The organism is Intrasporangium sp. DVR (genome assembly GCF_040365325.1).
Taxonomy (GTDB): domain Bacteria; phylum Actinomycetota; class Actinomycetes; order Actinomycetales; family Dermatophilaceae; genus Intrasporangium.
On the sequence record NZ_BAABZW010000009.1, the window covers coordinates 135,724 to 154,845 of the forward strand.

The window sequence follows — 19,122 nt, forward strand, 5'->3', positions numbered from 1 at the left end:
TCTCTGTATAAAGTTTGTCAAAGGTTAGTAGAAGGAGAGTGCCATGCAGTTCGTTCGCACCGTGACCGTCAGCCAGCCCGCCGACCGGGTCTTCGCCTATCTGTCCGACTTCACGACGACCACCGAGTGGGATCCCGCCACCGTCACGACCGAGCGCATCTCGGGGACCGGCGGGGTCGGCACGCGGTATCGGAACGTCTCTCGGTTCATGGGGCGTGACGCCGAGGTGAGCTACGTCGTCACCGAGCTCGAGCCCGGCCGGCGCATCGTCCTTCGCGGAGCCAACGACAGCCTGGTCGCCCACGACGACATGACCGTGGAGGGCGACTCCCGGGAGGCGACCGTCACCTACTCCGCGACCTTTGACCTCAAGGGCTACCGGAGGATCGCTGCTCCGTTGCTCGCGCCGGCGCTCAAGCGCCTGGTCGACAACGGCGCCCACGGACTGCGCCACTCCCTGCAGGGGCTCTGAGCGCACTTCGGTGCCGCCGGAGACCTAGACTGCACAAACCATGTACACCATCAAGCGCGCCGCAGAGCTGACCGGCATCAGCCTGTCGACCCTCCGGGCCTGGGAGCGGCGTTACGGCGTCGTCAGCCCCGCTCGCACCGACGGCCGCTACCGCCTGTACTCCGCCGAGGACCTGCAGGCCCTCGGCATCATGTCGTCGCTCGTCAACGAGGGGTGGTCGGCGCGCGAGGCTGCCGCGGAGACGAAGGCCCGCGTCTCGGGCGGTGGGCGCCGACAGGGCCCGCTGTCGGAGGTCGCGGCCGGCCCGTTGCCCCGGCGGGAGCCGCCGCTCCCCGGTGTCGACGACCTCGTCCGGGCTGCCGGGAGGCTCGACACCGTCGCGGTCTCGGAGATCCTCGACGAGGCCTTCAGTCGCGCCCGTTTCGAGCGGGTGGTCGACGACTGGCTGATGCCCGCGCTCGTCGTCATCGGCGACAGCTGGGCCGACGGCAGGATCTCCATCGCCGGGGAGCACCTGCTCAGCTATGCCGTCCAGCGGCGTCTCGCGGCTGCCTACGAGGCGGCCGGGGCCAGGGCGACCGGCCCGATCATCACCCTCGGCCTGCCCCCTGGTGCGCGGCACGAGCTCGGCGTCCTCGCCTTCGCCGTGGCCCTCCGGCGGGCCGGGTTCTCGACGGCCTACCTGGGGGCAGACCTACCGGCGGGGGACTGGGCGACGGCAGTGGTGGCGCGCGGGGCCGCGGCGGTGGTGCTCGCGGTGCCGCGGGCCGCAGATGTGGTCCCGGCCCGCCAGGTGTGTGCGGAGCTGGGCGCGGCCCATCCGGATCTCGTCGTCTTCATGGGCGGCGCGATGCAGGACGACGTGGGGGTCGGGTCGGTGCCCCTGGGCCACGACATGCGTGGGGCCATCGAGCTCGTGGACTCGACCCTGTCCGCGCGGCGCCCGGCCGGGGGTTGGCAGCCGGGCGCCGGCGGTTCAGGCGAGCCTCAGCACCAGGGGTAGACGAAGAGGCTCGAGGAGCCGGCCCGGTGGTCGGCCAGGATGACGGACAGCGGCAGCGGGTCCGGCAGGGCCGACACGTCGGTCGTCGCCCGCGGAGCGACGCCGAGGCCGACAGCTGTCGCGATGGGCAGGCCGCCCCGCGCGACGTCGTCCATGAGACGGGCCTCGATGAGCGTCTTGAGGCCGGCCTGCTGGCACGCGGTGTCAGGTGCCGCCGAGGCGGGGACGGCGGTGGCGACGGCGCCCAGCGAGGCGACAGCGGCCGCGGCGAGGGTGGCGGTGAGCTTCTTCATGGGAACTCCTTGAGGTTGTGGCTCGGTGGGAATCCCATTGTGCGGCCATCTGCACAAGGTCTGTCAAGTGTTTGTGCAATGTCGGTCCACCTTGAGTGACGTGCCAGGCGGCGCGTCCGACACGAATCGGGCCCCGGCCCGATCGGTGGTGGCCGGTCGCACATGCTGACGACACGAACCGGGCCCCGGCCCGTTCGGTGGTGGCCAGCTGGTCGGGGAGCGCACGCCTCAGGCGGCCGGGAGGGTGCGACCAGCGAGGGAGGCCGGCGCGCCTGGCCGGCCCAGCGGCATACGGTGTCCTGTCACGACGGGCCGACGGCTGGAGGCCCGGCCGCGCCCGGACGGCACTGCCGTCGGCGCGAGGGTCATCGACCCGTCGTGGTGGGAGCCGGGCGCCACAGGGCTCGAGGCGCCGGGACCGTTGTCGTATGCCGCTGGGCGGGGATGGCTGCCGCGGGTCGGCATGCGCAGTCCTCAGGGGCCCGATCAGAGCACGGCCTGCAGCGTGACGAAGCCATAGCCCCGCGCCCGCAGCGCGTCGATCATCCGGGGAAGGGCGTCGGCGTCGAGTGTCGAGCCGTCCTCGGGGTGCGCCCCCACGTGCATGAGGACGATCTCACCGGGGACGGCCGCGTCCAGCACCCGGCCGACCACGGTCGAGACCGTCTGGCCGCCCGACGTCCCCTTCCAGCCCAACGTGTCGACGGTCCACCGGAAGGGCACGTAGCACTCCGAGTTGACCACGGCGATGGTGTGCGTCGAGACCGCGCCGAACGGGAAGCGGAAGTACGGCCGGGGGTCCTGACCGGTCACGGCCCTGAGCCGGCTCTCCGCACCGTTGACCTCGACCCGGATCCGGGTGTCGGAGAGGGTCGTCAGGTCGGGGTGGTTGTAGGTGTGGTTCCCGATCGGGTACTTCGCCATCGCCCGGGCGCTGTCCGGGAAGGCGTCGACGAAGTCACCGGTGAGGAAGAAGGTCGCCGGGACGTCCCGTCTGGCCAGCGTGGCGAGGATCGAGGCCACCCCGTCGTTGCTCGCGCCCGCATCGAAGGTGAGCGCGACGACCTTGCGGTCGGTCGGCACCCTCGTCAGGTCACGGCCGAGCAGGCCGTCGGGGATCGAGCAGGCCACCGGGCGCGGGGAGGAGGTGGTGGTCGGACGGGGGGTCGTCGGCGGAGGAGTCGGCGTCGTGGGGGACGACGTGGGTTTCGGCTTCGGCGTGGTGGGCTGGGAACTGGTGGGCCCGGATCTGGTGGGCCCGGATCTGGTGGGCTCGGACCTGGTGGCGGTCGACGAGGACGGTGCACGTGTCCGGGGCTGCGTCGCCGACGTGGTCGGCCGCGGCGCGGGTGTCGACACCGACGGCGGAATGGAGGACGAGGCGCTCGCGGACGTGGTCGGCCGAGGGAGCGTCGGGCTCGTGGATGACGGCTGCCCGAGAGGATCAGGGCCAGGTCCCCCGCAGGCGGCGAGGAGCAGGCTCGCAGCCAGGCTCGCTGCCGCGAACCAGCGGGACCGGGGCCGGTGGAGTGTGGCCATGGCGCCTTCTTCCTACTCCTCCAGTTGACGCCCGTCCTCACCCGCTGGTTGACAGCTGTGGCACACGGCACGCGTCTCGTGCGTCACACCGCGACGGGACGGTACGTTCGGCACGTGAGCGACGGACGGGAGTCGGCGTGGCGCCGGTTCGCGCCCGGGCTGGGCGTCCTCGTCACCTATGACCGCGCCTGGCTGCGCGGCGACGTCCTCGCCGGCGTCACCGTCTCGGCCTACCTCATCCCGCAGGTGATGGCCTATGCCGAGGTGGCGGGACTGCCCGCCATCACCGGGATCTGGGCGTGCGCCCCGGCTCTCGTCGTCTACGCGCTGCTCGGTTCCTCACGGCAGCTGTCGGTCGGCCCGGAGTCGACGACCGCCCTGATGACCGCTGCGGGGGTCGGCGCGCTGGCCGGGGCGGCCGGGGCCGGCCGCCACGCCGAGCTGGCCGCGTTGCTCGCCCTGGCCGTCGGCGTGGTCTGCGTGCTCGCCTGGCTCGTCCGGCTCGGCTTCCTCGCGGAGCTGCTGTCCAAGCCGGTCCTCGTCGGCTACATGGCCGGCATCGCCGCGCTGATGATCGTCAGCCAGCTCGGCAAGATCACCGGGATCGACGTGGAGGGTGGCTCGTTCCTCGAGGAGGTCGGCTTCACCGCGACGCATCTCGAGCAGGTGCACTGGCCGACCCTCGCGATCGCCCTCGGTGTTCTCGCGCTGCTGCTCGCCTTCGGTCGCTGGGCGCGGCGGTGGCCCGGGCCGCTCATCGCGATGCTCGGTGCCGCGGCCCTCGTCCAGGCCCTCGGCCTTGCCGACGAGGGCGTCGCGGTGGTCGGGGAGGTGCCCAAGGGCCTGCCTCCGTTCGGCCTGCCCCGGCTCGACGACGTGGAGATCTGGGCGCTGCTTCCTGCGGCCATCGGCGTCGCCGTGGTGGCCTACAGCGACAACGTGCTCACCGGACGTGCCTTCGCGCTCAAGCGCCGCGAGACGATCGACAGCAACCAGGAGTTCGTCGCACTCGGGGCCGCCAACATCGCCTCGAGCCTGGCGTCCGGGTTCCCGGTCAGCTCGAGCGGCAGCCGGACCGTCCTCGCCGACGCCATGGGCGCGCGGACCCAGCTGCACTCGTTGGTCTCCGTCGGCGTGCTCGCGGCGACGATGTTCTGGCTCGGGCCGGTCCTCGCCGCCTTCCCCACCGCGGCCCTCGGCGGCGTCGTCGTCTACGCCGCGCTGCGCCTCGTCGACGTGGCCGAGCTGCGCCGGATCACCGGGTTCCGGCACAGCGAGCTGGTCCTGTCCCTGTCGACGACCGTCGCCGTGCTCGTCTTCGGCGTGCTGCCGGGCATCGGCGTCGCGATCGTGCTGTCGGTGCTCGACCTGCTCCGCCGCATCGTCCACCCGCACGACGGTGTCCTCGGCTACGTGCCGAACGTCGCCGGCATGCACGACATCGACGACCACTCCAACGCCGTGCAGGTGCCGGGCCTCGTCGTCTACCGCTACGACTCGCCGCTCTTCTTCGCCAACTCGCACGACTTCGTCCGTCGGGCGCTGGCGGCGGTGGGTGACTCCCAGCGGGTCGCGCCGGTGGAGTGGTTCCTGCTCAACGCCGAGGCCAACACCGAGGTGGACCTCACTGCCGTCGACGCCCTCGAGACCCTGCGCCTGTCGCTGGAGGAGGAGGGCATCCGCTTCGCGATGGCTCGCGTCAAGCAGGACATGCGTGAGCCCCTCGAGGCTGCCGGCTTCGTCGACAAGGTGGGCGCGGACCTCATCTTCCCGACCCTGCCGACCGCGGTCGCGGCCTACGCGACCTGGTACGAGCAGACCCACGGGCACCCGCTCGAGGGAGTCGACATCCCGCCCGTCCCGCCCCAGCCGAAGCACCCCGAGCGCTAGCGCACCCGCCGCCCCGTGGCCAGCGCGATCCCGATGGCGACGACGAGCGCTCCGAGGCCGACCCGTTCCGAGAGGCGCCCGGCGCGTGCGATGTCGTATGCCGCTGGGCTCGGTCCCGTTCCCAGCGTCCCCCGGTCCTCGGCGCGGCCCTCGTAGACGTTGGTCCCTCCCAGCGTCACGCCGAGGACGCCGGCGAAGGCCGCCTCGACGACGCCGCCGTTGGGGCTCGGGTGGGCCGGAGCGTCGTGGCTGATCGCGTCCCTGGCGCGGGACACGGCGAGCGAGTCCCCGTCGACCGCGGCCCCGGTCAACGCTGCCCCAGCCGCGACGCGGGCGGGAACCCAGTTGACGAGGTCGTCCAGTCGGGCTGCGGCCCAACCGAATTCGCGGTAGCGCGTGGTGCGGTGGCCGACCATGGCGTCGAGGGTGTTGATGGCGCGGTATGCGAGCAGACCCGGGATGCCCAGGGCGCCACCCCACAGGAGCGGTGCGACGACGGCGTCGGAGGTGTTCTCGGCGAGCGACTCGACGCAGGCCCGCGCGATGCCGCGCTCGTCGAGGCGGGTCGCGTCGCGCCCGACGAGGTTGCGCAGCCGGGCGCGCGCGGCCGCGAGGTCGTCCGCGGCCAGGTGCTCGCTGAGCGCGGCTCCCTCACGGACGAGTGAGCGCCCGCCGAGCACGGCCCACGTGGCCGCCGCAGTCGCTAAGGCATGCGCCAGTGGCGAGCGCCGCGTCGCCCGCTCGGCCACCAGCCCGAGGGCGGCGGTGGAGCCGACCAGCAGCGCGACGTGCCTGACCCCGGCGGCGCGCCCGGCGGCATACGTCCGCATCTCGGCGGCGGCTGCGGCGGCCCCGAAGCCGGCCACCGGGTGCCATCGTCTCGGGTCGCCGAGCAGCCGGTCGGCCGCGAAGCCGACGGCCAGCCCGATCGCTCTCGACCCGACGTCACCGGTCACTGCGGTCCCTCCTGTCGCCGCGGGAAGTCTGCCAGATCCGTGGGGGTGTTCCGCAGGGGCGGACGGCGTGGGCACGTCGCCCGCCCGCTGTGGCACAGTGGCGCCGTGAGCGCACCCGACAGCGTCGCCGAGACACCGGTGTTCTTCCTCGCCGGTGGCACGGGCATCTCCGCCGAGACGCTGGGCAACCTCATGCTCAACCAGTTCCCGACGGTCCGCTTCCGGCGCCGCAAGATCCCGTTCATCACGACTGCGGACGTGGCCCGCCAGGTCGTCGCGGAGATGGATGCGGCGATGACCCCCTCCGTCACCCCTCTCGTCTTCTCGACCGTCGCCGACGAGGAGGTCCGCACCGAGCTGCAGAAGACGCGGTGCGCCTTCATCGACCTCTTCGGCTCGCACCTCGACGCGATCGAGCGGGTCCTCCACGTCAACGCCAGCCACAACCGCGCCGGCCTGCACGGCCTCGGTGACCCGCGCCGCTACGAGCAGCGGATGAAGGCCATCGAGTACGCCATGGAGCACGACGACGGCCAGAGCCTGCGCAACCTCGCCCAGGCCGAGCTGATCCTCGTCGCGCCGTCCCGCTGCGGCAAGACGCCGACGTCGATGTACCTCGCCCTCCAGCACGGCATCAAGGTGGCCAACTACCCCCTCGTCGAGGAGGACTTCCAGTCGAACCACCTGCCTCGGCCGATCCGGCCGTACGCCGACCGGTGCTTCGGCCTCGTCTCGACCCCCGCCCGACTCAGCCAGGTCCGCAGCGAGCGCCGGCCCGGCTCCACGTACGCGTCGCTGGCCCAGTGCAGCTACGAGCTGCGCCGGGCGGACGCGCTCTACCGAGCCCACCGGATCCCCTCGATCAACTCCGCGTCGATGTCGGTCGAGGAGATGGCTGCCGTCATCATGCAGACCCGGCACATGAGCAACCTCGCCTAGCGGGACGGGCCGCCCGTCACCACCGGCCCACCTGCGCTGCCCGTCACCGCCGACGAAAGGACACACACATGACCGCCAACATCCGCTGGTTCCGCGAGCTGGGGCTCGCCGACGTCGACTCGGTGGGCGGCAAGAACGCCTCCCTGGGGGAGATGGTCCAGCACCTGTCGAAGGCGGGGGTGTCCGTCCCCGACGGCTTCGCGACGACCGCGGACGCCTACCGGAGGTTCCTCTCGCACGAGGGCCTCGCCGACCGGATCAACGCGCTGCTCGACGACCTCGACGTCGACGACGTCCGACGACTCGCCGAGGTCGGCCGCGAGATCCGCGACGCCGTGGAGTCGCAGCCCTTCCCGGCGGACCTCGAGGCGGAGATCCGCGGTGCCTACGACGAGCTCGTCGCCGCTGCCGGCACCGACGACGTCTCGTGGGCGGTGCGGTCGAGCGCCACCGCAGAGGACCTGCCCGACGCCTCCTTCGCCGGGCAGCAGGAGACCTTCCTCAACATCAGCGGGATCGACAACATCCTCCACGCGATCAAGCTCGTCTTCGCCTCGCTCTACAACGACCGGGCGATCGCCTACCGCGTCCACAGCAACTTCGACCACTCGGTCGTCGCGCTGTCCGCCGGCGTCCAGCGGATGGTCCGCTCGGACATCGGCGCCTCGGGCGTCATGTTCACCATCGACACCGAGTCCGGCTTCCCCGACGCCGTCTTCATCACGAGCGCCTATGGCCTCGGCGAGGGCGTTGTCCAGGGGGCGGTCAACCCCGACGAGTACTACGTCTACAAGCCGGCGTTGCGCGCCGATCGGCCCGCGATCCTCAAGCGGGGTATCGGGGCCAAGGCGACGAAGATGGTCTACACCCAGGACGCGTCGGTGGGCCGGACGACCGAGTTCGTCCCCGTCGACCCGGCCGACCAGGCGCGGTTCAGCCTGAGCGACGACGAGGTCACCGAGCTGGCCCAGCACGCGGTGCGGATCGAGGAGCACTACGGCCGCCCGATGGACATCGAGTGGGCGCGCGACGGCGTCGACGGCCGGATCTACGTGCTCCAGGCGCGGCCCGAGACGGTCAAGTCGAGGGCCGGCTCGTCGACGCTGCGTCGCTTCCGGATGAACGAGCGCGGCCCGGTGGTCGCCGAGGGCCGCGCCATCGGCCAGAAGGTGGGGTCCGGCTCGGTCCGGGTGCTGACGGACGTCGCGTCGATGCACGAGTTCCAGCCCGGTGAGGTGCTCGTCGCCGACATGACCGACCCCGACTGGGAGCCGATCATGAAGCGCGCGAGCGCGATCGTCACCAACCGGGGCGGCCGCACCTGCCACGCCGCGATCATCGCCCGCGAGCTCGGCATCCCCGCCGTCGTCGGCTCCGGCAACGCCACCACCGCCCTGGCCGACGGCCACGAGGTGACCGTGTCGTGCGCCGAGGGGGACACCGGCTTTGTCTACGAGGGCCTGCTCGACTACAGCGTCGACGAGACCGCCCTCGAGGAGATGCCCGACGTCCCGGTCAAGATCATGATGAACGTCGGCACCCCCGAGCAGGCTTTCGAGTTCTCCCGCCTGCCGCACCGCGGCATCGGCCTGGCCCGCCTCGAGTTCATCATCAACCGGCAGATCGGGATCCACCCCCGCGCCCTCCTCGAGCTCGACGACCAGCAGCCCGAGGTGAGGGAGCAGATCGAGCAGCTCATCGGCGCCTACGCCGACCCGCGGGACTACTTCGTCAAGCGGCTGAGCGAGGGCATCGCCATGCTCGCCGCGGCCTTCGCGCCAGAGCCCGTCATCGTGCGGATGTCCGACTTCAAGTCCAACGAGTACGCCGGCCTGCTCGGCGGCGACCGCTACGAGCCGCACGAGGAGAACCCCATGCTCGGCTACCGTGGCGCCGCCCGCTACGTGTCCGAGAGCTTCGTGGAGTGCTTCGCGATGGAGTGCGAGGCGTTGAAGTACGTCCGCGACGAGATGGGTCTGACCAACGTCAAGGTGATGATCCCGTTCGTGCGCACCGTCTCGGAGGCCAAGGCCGTGATCGACCTCCTCGGTCAGCACGGCCTGCGCCGCGGGGAGAACGACCTGCAGGTCATCATGATGTGCGAGATCCCCTCGAACGCCGTCAACGCCGACGAGTTCCTCGAGCACTTCGACGGCTTCTCGATCGGCTCGAACGACCTGACCCAGCTGACCCTCGGGGTCGACCGGGACTCGTCGCTCGTGGCCGGCTCCTTCGACGAGCGGGACCCTGCGGTGAAGAAGCTGCTCAGCATGGCGATCCGGGCCTGCCGGCAGCAGGGCAAGTACGTCGGGATCTGCGGCCAGGGCCCCTCGGACCACCCCGACCTCGCCGAGTGGCTCCTCGACGAGGGCATCGAGTCGATGTCGCTCAACCCGGACACCGTCGTCGACACGTGGCTGCGCCTCGCCAAGCACGCAGGCTGAGCCCGGCACCCACGCAGACGCCCGCGCGGTCCCAGCCCAGCGGCATACGGCATGGTCCGTATGCCGCTGGGCTCGCCGCCGCTGGGGTGCTCAGTCCTCCCGGCGGAAGGTGAGCAGGTAGTCGCCGGTGAAGTCGTGCGGGAGGGTGTCCCAGTGGACGACGGTCTCGCCCTGGAAGGGCAGGACGGCGCCGACCGCCCGAGCGACGTCCCAGGCGAGCGCAGTGGTGTGCCCGGCATGGCGGATGTTGGCGACGTTGAGCACGAGGTGCCCACCGGGACGGAGCAGCCGACGGATCGTCCGCGCGATGGCGGCCAGGTCTGCGAGGTAGGTCTGGTAGCTGCCCGCGACCAACGTGTAGGCGCTCAACGGGTCGACGGGGTGGGCGTTGGCCGTCATGTAGGGCGGCGACGAGAGGCAGAGCGCCACGGGCTCCGACCCGTCGGGGAGGAGCCGGTGCAGCCCACGGGCGTCGCCCTCGATGACCGTCGCTCGAGGGACCCGCGCCCGGATCAGCTCCACTCGCTCGGGGAGCAGCTCGACCCCGAGCACCCGGCGGCCGAGCCGGTCCGCGACCGACAGGGTGGTCCCGAACCCGGCGAACGGGTCGAGCACGAGGTCGCCCGGCTGCGTGAGACGCTCGACCACCTCGGCGGCGATGTGCTCGGTGAAGTGGACGTCCTCGTCGGCGCCGGCGACCCGCTCGGCCGCGAGCTCGGACGCGGTCGCGGTGAGGTAGGCCGGCAGGCTCGGGTCCGGGCTCAGTTCGTGACCACCTCTCCGCCTGCCTGCTGCCAGGCGCCGATGCCCCCGCCGAGGTGGTACGCGGAGGTGAAGCCGGCGCCCTGCATCAGCTGGAGGGCCGCTGCCGAGCGGTTGCCCGACCGGCAGTACACGGCGTAGGGCGCCTTGGGGTCGAGCTGCGCGATCCGGGCCGCGAAGTCGGGGCTCTGCACGTCGATGTTCACCGCCCCCGGCAGGTGGCCCTCGGCGAACTCGGCCGGGGTCCGCACGTCGAGGATGGTCGTGCCCTCGCGCTTCGCTGCCGCGGCGAAGTCGGCCGCGGAGAGCTCGGCGCCGGGTGCCGGTGCGGCAGCCGCGGCGGAGGCGGACGAGAGGGTGACGGCGTCGTCCGAGCCGCAGGCGGCGACGGAGGTGACGGCGACGAGCGCGAGCAGGGCGCCGGCGAGACGACGACGGTGTGACATGGCTGAGCTCCTGACGAGGTCGGGGTCGCAGGCCCATTGTGGATCAGTGTCCGGGGCCGAGCGGGCGCGGGGCCAGGCCAAAGATACCCCAGGGGGTATGACGCACCCAATCGAGGAGGAGGCCTTCCGCTGATCCTCGGCCGTCGGCTGCCCCAGCACCGATGGTGTCGGTGGGCCCTCCTAGGGTCTCCGCAGGGGCACCGACAGTAGGGACATCGATGGAGCTGAGCGCAGCACTGAAACTGGGCCGCGAGCTGATGGCCGTGCACGGTCTGGGCGACTGGACCCTGAACCTCGATCGCGCGCGGACGAGGGCGGGGGTCTGTCGTCCGGCCAAGCGCGAGATCTCGCTGAGTGCCCACCTGACCCGCCTCCATCCGGAGGCCGAGGTCCGCGACACGATCCTCCACGAGATCGCTCACGCCCTGGTCGGCCCGGGCCACGGTCACGACGCCGTGTGGCGGGCCAGGGCTCGGGCGATCGGGTGCACGGGCGAGCGCTGCTCGTCCGCCGACGCGCCGGGGATCGTGGGCGACTGGGTGGGCACCTGCGCCGCCGGGCACCGCACCACCCGGCACCGGATGCCGTCGAGGGTCGCCCTCTGCACGCGCTGCGCCGGGCCGGAGGCGGCGCGGGTGTTCGACTGGACCCACCGGGGCCGGCGGGTGCCCATGCACCCGAACTACGCGGCCGAGCTCGACGCCCTGCTCCTCGGGCTCCCCCACCTGGCTCCCGGCCGCCTCGGGCCGGGCGCCGTGGTCCGCATCGCGGCGCCGGGCCAGTACGACGGCGCCGTGGGCCGGATCGTCACCCGGGGGCGGACGCGCTACCGGGTGCGCGTCCCGGACGGTGTGCTCTCCGTCCCGTTTGCCTGGGTGGAGCACGCCGGCTGAGCCGACCGGCCCGTCAGCTCGGGTGACCCAAGGCTCTCCGGGCCGCCGCGACGAGCTCGGCGGGGTCGCGCACCACGGCACAGGTGTGCGCGTCCGGCCGGACGAGCCAGATGTCGGCAGGGTGCGCCTTGAGCGAGTCGAGGAGGATGCCGCTGGGCTCGTTCTCCGCGAGCCCGAGGACCGCGTGGGGTGCCGGCCCGGCCCCTGCGGCGAGCGCCTCCCGAGCGCTCGTGACGTCGGCCGCCGGGCCGGCGAGCGCGAGCAGACCCGCACGGGCGAGCTGTCGCACGTGCGTCACCTCGGGTCGCTCCGCGAGCCGCACCGGCGCGTCGGGCAGGATCACGCCGGGCACCGGCTCAGGAGCTGCGCCGCGCGGAGGTCGCCCCGGCCAGGGCCGGTCGTCGGCCGGCGTCGTCAGCGGTGAGTCGAGATACCAGAACGGCTCGGCGAGGCGGCCCGAGTCGACCTGCGCCCTGGCGACCGGGTCCCGCCGCGCGGCCTCGAGGAGTGCCGCGCGGCGGGCGGCGGCCTCGGGGGAGTGGGGGACGAGGAAGTCCATCGTCGCCGACGTCACCTCGAGGTTCTCCGCGGCGGCGGCGCGGCGTTCCTGCTCGTACGTCGCCAGCAGTTCCGGCCCGGCCCAGCCGCGCAGGACCCAGGCGATCTTCCAGGCCGCGTTCTCGACGTCCGGCACGCCGGAGTTGAGGCCGCGGGCCCCGAAGGGCGCGACGAGATGCGCCAGGTCGCCGGCGAGAAGGACGCGACCGACAAGGAATCGCGACGCCATCCGCGCGTGGAACCGGTACACCGACGACCAGTCGAGCCGGTAGCTCGTGTCGCCGACGATCTGCCTGATCCGTCGGTCGAGGTGCCCTGAGGTGCGCTCGGCCTCGAGGTCGAAGTCCGGATCCACCTGCCAGTCGATCCGGAAGAGGCCGCCGGGGCACGGGTGGATGAGGACCTGGCGGCCGGGGTTCCACGTCGGGTCGAAGTAGAACCGGCGTTCCTGCTCCCAGCCCGGGAGACCGGCCTCGATGTCGCAGATGAGGAAGGCGTCGTCGAAGGACTCCCCCTCGAACTCCACGCCGAGCATGGACCGAACGTCCGACGCGCGGGAGCCGGCGCACGCGATCGCGTAGTCGCCGGTGAGCTCGACCTCGCCGTCGGGAGTCTCGCACCGCACGGTGACGGAGTCGCCCGGCTGGCTGATCGCGGTGACGCGGTGCCCCCACCTGACGTCGATGAGGTGGTGCCGGGCGATGGCCTGGTCGAGCACCTCCTCGGTCCGGGCCTGGGAGATGTTGACGAAGGGTGGGTACGGCGAGCGGCCCGGGTCGCTGAGGTCGACCACGAACAGCTCCTCGTCGCGGTGGAACGTCCGGGCCCGGGACCAGGTCAGACCCTCCTCGGCGATCGCGCCGGCGCCGAGCTCGGCCCAGAAGTCGAGGACGTCGCGTTGCTGGCAGATCGCCTTCGAGCCGACGGGGTCCCGCTGCGGCCGTTGGTCGAGGAGGATGACGGGAACCTCCCAGCGGGCCAGGGCCAGGGCGGCCGTCTGACCCACGGGTCCGGCTCCGAGCACGAGGACGGTCATCGCTGGAGCTGGTCCCACACCTCGCGGTCGCGCTCCGCCGTCCAGATGACGGGCCGCTCGACGCCGTTGAGCTCGTCCCAGAAGCGAGCCACGTCGAAGGGCAGGGAGTGCTCGAAGATCGGCCAGCGCCCGTACTCCCCGACGAGGGCGGAGTGCGCGGCGTCGAAGGCGTCCTTGAGCGTGCCGCGTTGCTCGTGGACCGCAGACACCTCCGCCATGAGGACCTCGAGGAAGTGGCGGGTCTGGGCGATCGCCGCGTCGACGGCCTCCCGGCCCCTGGCCACGGCACCACGGCCGCCGACGACCGCCTCGGCGCCGAGGGAGGTCACCGCGTCGAGCGTGCCCGTGGCCCAGTCCCGGTGGTAGGCGTCGCCGGTGTAGAGGGCGGCGTGGGACTCGACGAGGTCGCCCGCGAAGAGCACCTTCTGCGCGGGCACCCAGGCGACGATGTCACCCTCGGTGTGTCCGCGCCCAACCCATCGCAGGACGAGGTCACCCCGATCGCCGCCGAGGGGGATCCACAGCTCGTCGGCGAAGGTGATCGTCGGGTGGGTGAGGCCGGGGATCTCTTCCGGCTTCTTGAACAGCCTTGGCATCCGTCCGAACTCGCTCTTCCAGTCCGCCTCGCCGCGCTCGTCGATGAGTCGTCGGGTCGACTCGTGAGCGATGATCTCCTCGGCGCCGTAGGCGCTCGCGCCGAGCACTCGGACCGCGTGGTAGTGGGACAGGACGACGTGCCGGATCGGCTTGTCCGTGTGCTCGCGCAGCTTGGCGAGCCAGTCCCGGGCGGCGGCCGGGGTCGCGCGGACATCGAAGCAGACGACGAAGTCCTCGCCCTCGATGGCCCCGACGTTCGGGTCGCCCTCTGCGGTCAGGGCGTACAGCCCGTCGCCGAGGACCTCGACGGTCTCGACCTTCTCCTCCAGATCGGCTGAGGAGGCGAAGGGTCGGCTCGATGATGTCTCTGTCACGGCTCCTCCTTGGTCTGCGGCTCGACGACGTCGAGGATCGCGCTCGAGGACGTCGATCCTCCGCCGAGGTACGCCCGGCGGACCCGGTCGTCCCTGGCCAGCTCCTTCGGTGTTCCCTCGGCGACGACCCTCCCGCGGTCCATGACGACGACCCGGTCCGCCACGAGGAACGCCGCCCGGACGTTCTGCTCGACGAGCAGCACGGCGAGCCCGCGGTCGTCACGGAGCTGCGCGAGGGCGGCGACGATCTCGCCAACCACCTTGGGCGCCAGCCCGAGGCTCGGCTCGTCGAGGACGATGACGGACGGTTCGGCCATGAGGGCCCGCGCCATGGCGAGCATCTGCTGCTCGCCCCCGGAGAGGGCACCGGCCTGCAGGTCGAGTCGCTCGGCGAGCCGCGGGAACAGCTCAAGCGCAGCGGCCCGGCGGACGGGGTACTTCTTGTCCCGCATCCGCAGCCAGCCACCGAGCGCGAGGTTGTCCTCGACGGTGAGCGACGGGAAGACGAGCCGGTTCTCCGGCACGTGGCTCAGTCCGCGGGCAGCGATCTGCTCGGCCCCGAGGCGCGTGACGTCCGCGCCGTTGACGGTGACCCGCCCGGCTGCCGGGCGGAGCAGGCCGGACACCGAGCGCAGCAGCGTCGACTTTCCAGCGCCGTTGGCGCCGACGATCGCGACGAGCTCGCCGGGGCGGACCGTGACGTCCACGTCGTGGAGCACCTCGAGCCGGTCGTATGCCGCTCGCAGCCCTTCCACGCGCAGGCCACCGTCCGCGGTGCCGGGCTTCGTCGCTGCCGCGCTCATGACGTCACCTCGCCTTCCACGCGCGCCGCCGCTTGGCGGACCAGACTCTCGTCCTCTGCGGCGACGCCGAGGTAGGCCGCGATGACCGCCGGGTCGTTGCGGATCTCGTCCGGGCTGCCCATGGCGATGAGGTGGCCGTCGTCGAGGACGGCGACGCGGTCGGCGAGGGCGAGGACGGCCTCGACGTCGTGCTCGACGATGAGGACGGCGACGCCGGCGGCGCTCGCCTCGCGGAGGAGGCGCGAGAGCCCGGTCCGCTCCGGACCGGAGAGTCCGGCCATCGGCTCGTCGAGCATGACGAGCGCCGGGCCGAGCGCGAGGGCCCGCGCGATCTCGACCTGGCGCTGCATCCCGAAGGGGAGGTCGGCGACGGGTCGGTCGGCGTGCTCGGACAGCCCGAGGGCGTCGAGGGCCTCGCGGGCCGCGGTGTCGATGGCCCGCTCCTCTGACCGGGCCAGCCCGGCCATGCCGCGCAGGAGCCCGGCCCGGCTGCGGAGGTGCCGGGCGACCTTGACGTTGCCGAGGACCGTCGTGCTGCCGAACACCTGGAGGTTCTGGAACGTGCGGGTCGCCCCGAGGGACGCAGCCACGTGCGGCCGCTGGCCCTGGACCTCGCGGCCGCGCAGGGTCACCGTGCCGGAGGTCGGTGGCAGGACTCCGCTGATCATGTTGAACGCGGTCGTCTTGCCGGCGCCGTTCGGCCCGATCAGGGCGACGATCTCGCCCGCTCCGACGTCGAGCTCCAGCTGGGCGAGCGCGGTCACGCCGCCGTACTGCTTGGTCAGGTGCCGGACCGTGAGCAGGGCCGAGCCGCGCTCGGGCAGGTCGGCGCCGAGGAGGAGCCCGCCGAGGGCGGCCGGCGCTGCCGCCGGGGCCGCTCCCTCCCTCTCACTTCGCGTCGAGTGTGCACCTCGTGCCGCCGAGAACCCCCGGAGCCGCCCGGTGGCCTGCTGCCACAGCTGGGCGAGGCCACCCGGCACCAGGATGATGACGAGGACCAGCACCACACCGAACGCGATGAGCTGCACCTCGCCGCTCGCACCGGGAATGATGGCCGAGATGAGGTCCCGGGCTCCCTCGTCCATCGCGCTGACCGCGACGGCGCCCGTCACGGCGCCCCACACCGTGCCGAGTCCGCCGAGGACGACCATGAGGAGCATCTCGACGCTCAGCTCGAAGCCCGCGGCCTCCGGCGACACGACGGCGAGCCAGTGGGCGTAGAAGACGCCGGCCAGCCCGGCATACCCGGCGGCGAGGACGAAGACCCGCAGACGCAGCGCGAACGTGTCGACCCCGAGGCACTCGGCCGCCACCTCGGAGTCGTTGACGGCTCCGAGGGCTCGCCCCGTCCGGCTGCGCACGAGGTTCGTGGCGAGGAGCAACCCGACGACGACGAACGGCGCCAGGAGCCAGAAGTACTCCTGCGCGGAGTTGTACAGGCGACCGCCGAACTCCGGCTTGGGGATCCCGTAGAGACCTGACGTCCCGCCGGTGATGTCGAGCTCGCGCACGACGACGGTGACGATGATGCCCAGGCCGAGAGTGGCCAGGGCGAGGAAGTGGCCGCGGAGCCGGAGCAGCGGAAGGCCGACGAGCAGGGCCACGGCCATGGCGGCGAGCGTGGAGACGACGGCCGCGGGCCACATCGGCCACTCGGCCTTCGTCACGAGCAGCGCCTGGGTGTAGCCGCCGACGGCGAAGAACGCCGCGTGGCCCAGGCTCACCTGTCCGGCCAGCCCCATGAGCAGGGACAGGCCGATAGCGGCGAGGCCGTAGATGAGGGCGTAGACGCCGACGTTGACCATCGAGGTCGAGGCGACCAGGGGGAAGACGACCAGGGCGATCGTGAGGACGAGGAAGGGGACCCAGCGGCGCCACCGGGACGAGCCCAGCGGCATACGGATCGACGGGACGCGGCTCGTCGCGGTGGTCACACTCGCACCCCGCTGGTCTTGAGGGCCAGGCCCTGCGGACGGATGAGGAGGACGAGCACGAGCACGACGAAGGCGACGGCGTCGCGGTAGCCCGAGGCGCCGTAGCCGGCCACGAGGTTCTCGAGCACGCCGAGCATGAGCCCGCCGAGCATGGCGACGCGGAACGACACCAGCCCACCGAGGGTGGCCGCCACGAAGCCCTTCAGCCCGAGCGTCAACCCGGACGTCCAGGAGGCGAGGTAGATCGGCGCGCCGATGACGCCTGCCGTGGCGCCGACCAGACCCGCGATGGCGAAGGCGACCATCGTCGCCGTGCGGGGTGAGATGCCGACGAGCCGCGCCGCGGTGGGCTGCTCCGCGCACGCTCGCAGGGCCTTGCCGTGGAGGGTGTGCTCGTAGAAGCGGACGACGAGGAAGCCGAGGACGGCGGCCGTGCCGAGCACCCACAGCTCCTGCGACCTGACGCTCACCCCTCCGACCGTGAAGTCCGACCCCGGGAAGGGCTCGAGCCGTCGCGACTCCGGACCCCAGATGAGCAGCATCGTCGCCTTGACCGCGGTCGAGACCCCGAGCGTGAGGATGATCGACAGCAGCGGCGTCATCCGCTTGATCGGCGCGATCGTCAGCCGCTCGAGCGCGACGGCGACCAGGATGACGATCGGCACCGCGACGACGGCCGCGACGAGCAGCGGCACGCCGAGACCCACGGCACTGATGGCCGTGAGCCCGGCGAGCGCTGCGTACTCGCCCTGGACGAGGTTGACGATCTCGCGGACCGAGAAGATGGCGACGAAGCCGAGCGCCACGAGGCCGTAGACCGCTCCCTGGGCCAGACCCGAGAAGACGAGCTGGAGGAGGTCGCTCATCAGCTGTTGTCTGCCACCGACCAGGTCTGGTCCTTGATCTGAACCATCACGAGGGCGTCCTTGGTCAGGCCGGAGTGGTCCTGCGGGGTCATCGTGAAGACGCCGCTGATGCCCGGCCAGTCGGCGGTCTGCTCGATGGCGTCACGCAGCTTGGCCTTGTCGGTGCCCGCCTTCTTGAGGGCCTCGACGGCGATCATGAAGCCGTCGTACGCGTGGCCCGCGAACGTCGACGGGTTCTGGTCGTACTTCGCCTTGAAGTCGGCGATGAACTTCGTGACGACCGGCTTCTGCGGGTCGTTCTCGCCGAGCTGGTCCGCGACGAGCATGCGGCCGAGCGGGGCGAGCAGGCCGTTGGCGGCCTCGCCCGCAGTGTCGAGGAACGCCTGGTTGCCGATGCCGTGCGACTGGTAGACGGGCGCCTTCAGATCGAGCTGGCGGTAGGCCTTCTGGGCCAGCCCGGCGGCCGGCGGGATGCCCCAGATGACGACGGCGTCCGGCTTGGCCTCACGGATCTTGACCATCTGGGCGGTGAAGTCGGTGGCGTCGGGTGCGAACTTCTCGACCGTGCCGACGGTGATCCCCGCGGACTTGCCGATCTCGCCGAGCATCTCGGCGACCCCCTCGCCGAAGCCGGAGGCGTCCCGGGCGAGCGCGACCTTCTTGTAGCCCTTCGCGGTCATGTCGTCGACGATCTTCTCGAGGACGACGCGGTCGTTCTGCGCCGTCTTGAAGACCCACTTGCTGCCGTCGACGATCTTCTGGTTGGCGGCCAGCGAGATCATCGGGATCTCGGCCTGCTCGGCGATCGGGCGCATCGCGAGGCTGGGCCCGGTGCGGGAGGCGCCGAGGATGATGTCGACCTGCTCGCTGGAGATGAGGTTGTTGACGGCCTTCGCGGCGCCGTCCTCGGTCGACTGGTCGTCCTCGATGAGCAGCTCGATCGTGCGGCCGTTGACGCCGCCGTCGGCGTTGACCTGCGCGGCGAGCATCTCGAGCGTCTGCCGCTCCGGGACACCGAGGGTGGCCCCGGCGCCCGTGATGTCGAGGACGGCACCGATCTTGATCGGTCCTTGGTCACCGCCTCCGGCTGTGCCGGCCGGGGTCGGGGACTCCTCGCTCTCGGCGCAGCCGGCGAGGACGAGGGCGCCGCTGACGAGCACTGCCGACAGCCGGGTCAGCGAGCGCCTGCGGGATGGGGAAGGGATGCGGGAGGTCATGGCTCGTCCCATCTGCCACGTCACTGTGGCTCTGGCGATATCTGGCGTGGAAGGTGTGGCTCGTGTTCAATAATCGAACGGAGGATTTCGATATCAGGGA

Annotated in this window: 18 protein-coding genes; 7 read left to right on the plus strand and 11 right to left on the minus strand. The window is 72.0% G+C overall.

Annotated features, from left to right (window positions below):
* The first annotated feature begins 43 nt into the window (after positions 1-43).
* Both ABWV20_RS09010 and ABWV20_RS09015 read left to right on the plus strand, forming a co-directional pair.
* Positions 44-472, plus strand: coding sequence for an SRPBCC family protein (locus ABWV20_RS09010; protein ID WP_353354695.1), 429 nt, complete (start codon positions 44-46; stop codon positions 470-472).
* 40 nt (positions 473-512) lie between these two features.
* Positions 513-1,475 (plus strand): MerR family transcriptional regulator, encoded by a 963-nt coding sequence (locus tag ABWV20_RS09015; RefSeq protein WP_353354696.1) that lies wholly within the window; start codon positions 513-515, stop codon positions 1,473-1,475.
* On the opposite strand, the gene ABWV20_RS09020 is transcribed toward ABWV20_RS09015, so the two are convergent.
* Together ABWV20_RS09020 and ABWV20_RS09025 are read right to left on the minus strand one after the other, a co-directional pair.
* On the minus strand, positions 1,460-1,768 hold the full coding sequence (locus ABWV20_RS09020; RefSeq protein WP_353354698.1) for a hypothetical protein: 309 nt from the start codon (positions 1,766-1,768) through the stop codon (positions 1,460-1,462). The two genes, ABWV20_RS09015 and ABWV20_RS09020, sit on opposite strands and share 16 nt — an antisense overlap.
* Before the next feature lie 486 nt (positions 1,769-2,254).
* Positions 2,255-2,899 carry a polysaccharide deacetylase family protein gene (locus ABWV20_RS09025; RefSeq protein WP_353354699.1) on the minus strand — a complete coding sequence of 215 codons (645 nt, stop codon included), beginning with the start codon at positions 2,897-2,899 and terminating at the stop codon, positions 2,255-2,257.
* A 19-nt stretch (positions 2,900-2,918) separates the two neighbouring features.
* On the opposite strand from ABWV20_RS09025, the gene ABWV20_RS09030 reads away from it, so the two are divergent.
* Complete coding sequence (locus tag ABWV20_RS09030) at positions 2,919-3,335, plus strand: hypothetical protein (protein ID WP_353354700.1); 417 nt, start codon at positions 2,919-2,921, stop codon at positions 3,333-3,335.
* A gap of 86 nt (positions 3,336-3,421) precedes the next feature.
* Positions 3,422-5,197 (plus strand): SulP family inorganic anion transporter, encoded by a 1,776-nt coding sequence (locus ABWV20_RS09035; protein WP_353354702.1) that lies wholly within the window; start codon positions 3,422-3,424, stop codon positions 5,195-5,197.
* Here the strand turns inward: ABWV20_RS09035 and ABWV20_RS09040 are convergent.
* A complete protein-coding gene (locus tag ABWV20_RS09040; RefSeq protein ID WP_353354703.1) occupies positions 5,194-6,153 on the minus strand; it encodes a cobalamin biosynthesis protein in 960 nt (319 codons plus the stop codon). The genes ABWV20_RS09035 and ABWV20_RS09040 overlap by 4 nt on opposite strands.
* 105 nt (positions 6,154-6,258) lie before the next feature.
* Here ABWV20_RS09040 and ABWV20_RS09045 point away from each other — a divergent pair, with 105 nt between their 5' ends.
* Both ABWV20_RS09045 and ppsA read left to right on the plus strand, forming a co-directional pair.
* Positions 6,259-7,092: a pyruvate, water dikinase regulatory protein gene (locus ABWV20_RS09045; RefSeq protein WP_353354705.1), complete on the plus strand. Its 834-nt coding sequence runs from the start codon at positions 6,259-6,261 to the stop codon at positions 7,090-7,092.
* 68 nt (positions 7,093-7,160) lie between these two features.
* Complete coding sequence (gene ppsA / locus ABWV20_RS09050) at positions 7,161-9,536, plus strand: phosphoenolpyruvate synthase (protein ID WP_353354707.1); 2,376 nt, start codon at positions 7,161-7,163, stop codon at positions 9,534-9,536.
* Between the two features lie 90 nt (positions 9,537-9,626).
* Here the strand turns inward: ppsA and ABWV20_RS09055 are convergent, their stop codons facing one another.
* Complete coding sequence (locus ABWV20_RS09055) at positions 9,627-10,334, minus strand: DNA methyltransferase (protein WP_502901776.1); 708 nt, start codon at positions 10,332-10,334, stop codon at positions 9,627-9,629.
* The gene (locus ABWV20_RS09060; protein ID WP_353354855.1) at positions 10,298-10,744 is read right to left on the minus strand and encodes a rhodanese-like domain-containing protein; all 447 of its coding nucleotides are present in this window, start codon (positions 10,742-10,744) and stop codon (positions 10,298-10,300) included. Before ABWV20_RS09060 ends, ABWV20_RS09055 begins: the two co-directional genes overlap by 37 nt.
* Positions 10,745-10,962: 218 nt before the next feature.
* Between ABWV20_RS09060 and ABWV20_RS09065 the strand changes: the two genes are divergently transcribed.
* Entirely contained in the window at positions 10,963-11,637 is a 675-nt protein-coding gene (locus ABWV20_RS09065) for a SprT-like domain-containing protein (RefSeq protein ID WP_353354709.1), read from the plus strand.
* 13 nt (positions 11,638-11,650) lie between these two features.
* Here ABWV20_RS09065 and ABWV20_RS09070 read toward each other — a convergent pair whose 3' ends face one another.
* From ABWV20_RS09070 to ABWV20_RS09095, 6 genes are read right to left on the minus strand one after another with little or no spacing between them, the layout of a single operon-like run.
* The gene (locus tag ABWV20_RS09070) at positions 11,651-13,231 is read right to left on the minus strand and encodes an FAD-dependent monooxygenase (protein WP_353354710.1); all 1,581 of its coding nucleotides are present in this window, start codon (positions 13,229-13,231) and stop codon (positions 11,651-11,653) included.
* Positions 13,228-14,202 carry an MBL fold metallo-hydrolase gene (locus tag ABWV20_RS09075; protein ID WP_353354712.1) on the minus strand — a complete coding sequence of 325 codons (975 nt, stop codon included), beginning with the start codon at positions 14,200-14,202 and terminating at the stop codon, positions 13,228-13,230. Before ABWV20_RS09075 ends, ABWV20_RS09070 begins: the two co-directional genes overlap by 4 nt.
* Positions 14,199-15,005, minus strand: coding sequence for an ABC transporter ATP-binding protein (locus ABWV20_RS09080; RefSeq protein ID WP_353354714.1), 807 nt, complete (start codon positions 15,003-15,005; stop codon positions 14,199-14,201). The genes ABWV20_RS09075 and ABWV20_RS09080 overlap by 4 nt, the downstream gene beginning before the upstream one ends.
* Positions 15,002-16,939, minus strand: coding sequence for a branched-chain amino acid ABC transporter ATP-binding protein/permease (locus tag ABWV20_RS09085; protein WP_353354715.1), 1,938 nt, complete (start codon positions 16,937-16,939; stop codon positions 15,002-15,004). Before ABWV20_RS09085 ends, ABWV20_RS09080 begins: the two co-directional genes overlap by 4 nt.
* Positions 16,936-17,805: a branched-chain amino acid ABC transporter permease gene (locus ABWV20_RS09090; RefSeq protein WP_353354716.1), complete on the minus strand. Its 870-nt coding sequence runs from the start codon at positions 17,803-17,805 to the stop codon at positions 16,936-16,938. Before ABWV20_RS09090 ends, ABWV20_RS09085 begins: the two co-directional genes overlap by 4 nt.
* Positions 17,805-19,022 (minus strand): ABC transporter substrate-binding protein, encoded by a 1,218-nt coding sequence (locus tag ABWV20_RS09095; RefSeq protein ID WP_353354717.1) that lies wholly within the window; start codon positions 19,020-19,022, stop codon positions 17,805-17,807. The genes ABWV20_RS09090 and ABWV20_RS09095 overlap by 1 nt, the downstream gene beginning before the upstream one ends.
* Positions 19,023-19,122: the final 100 nt, after the last annotated feature.

What these genes read in the sequence shown, in the direction of transcription:
- ppsA (WP_353354707.1), top strand. Translation starts at nt 7,161, where the DNA reads ATGACCGCCAACATCCGCTGGTTCCGCGAGCTGGGGCTCGCCGACGTC.
- ABWV20_RS09065 (WP_353354709.1), top strand. Translation starts at nt 10,963, where the DNA reads ATGGAGCTGAGCGCAGCACTGAAACTGGGCCGCGAGCTGATGGCCGTG.
- ABWV20_RS09020 (WP_353354698.1), bottom strand. Translation starts at nt 1,768, where the DNA reads ATGAAGAAGCTCACCGCCACCCTCGCCGCGGCCGCTGTCGCCTCGCTG.
- ABWV20_RS09080 (WP_353354714.1), bottom strand. Translation starts at nt 15,005, where the DNA reads ATGAGCGCGGCAGCGACGAAGCCCGGCACCGCGGACGGTGGCCTGCGC.
- ABWV20_RS09070 (WP_353354710.1), bottom strand. Translation starts at nt 13,231, where the DNA reads ATGACCGTCCTCGTGCTCGGAGCCGGACCCGTGGGTCAGACGGCCGCC.
- ABWV20_RS09095 (WP_353354717.1), bottom strand. Translation starts at nt 19,022, where the DNA reads ATGACCTCCCGCATCCCTTCCCCATCCCGCAGGCGCTCGCTGACCCGG.
- ABWV20_RS09060 (WP_353354855.1), bottom strand. Translation starts at nt 10,744, where the DNA reads ATGTCACACCGTCGTCGTCTCGCCGGCGCCCTGCTCGCGCTCGTCGCC.
- ABWV20_RS09015 (WP_353354696.1), top strand. Translation starts at nt 513, where the DNA reads ATGTACACCATCAAGCGCGCCGCAGAGCTGACCGGCATCAGCCTGTCG.
- ABWV20_RS09090 (WP_353354716.1), bottom strand. Translation starts at nt 17,805, where the DNA reads ATGAGCGACCTCCTCCAGCTCGTCTTCTCGGGTCTGGCCCAGGGAGCG.
- ABWV20_RS09010 (WP_353354695.1), top strand. Translation starts at nt 44, where the DNA reads ATGCAGTTCGTTCGCACCGTGACCGTCAGCCAGCCCGCCGACCGGGTC.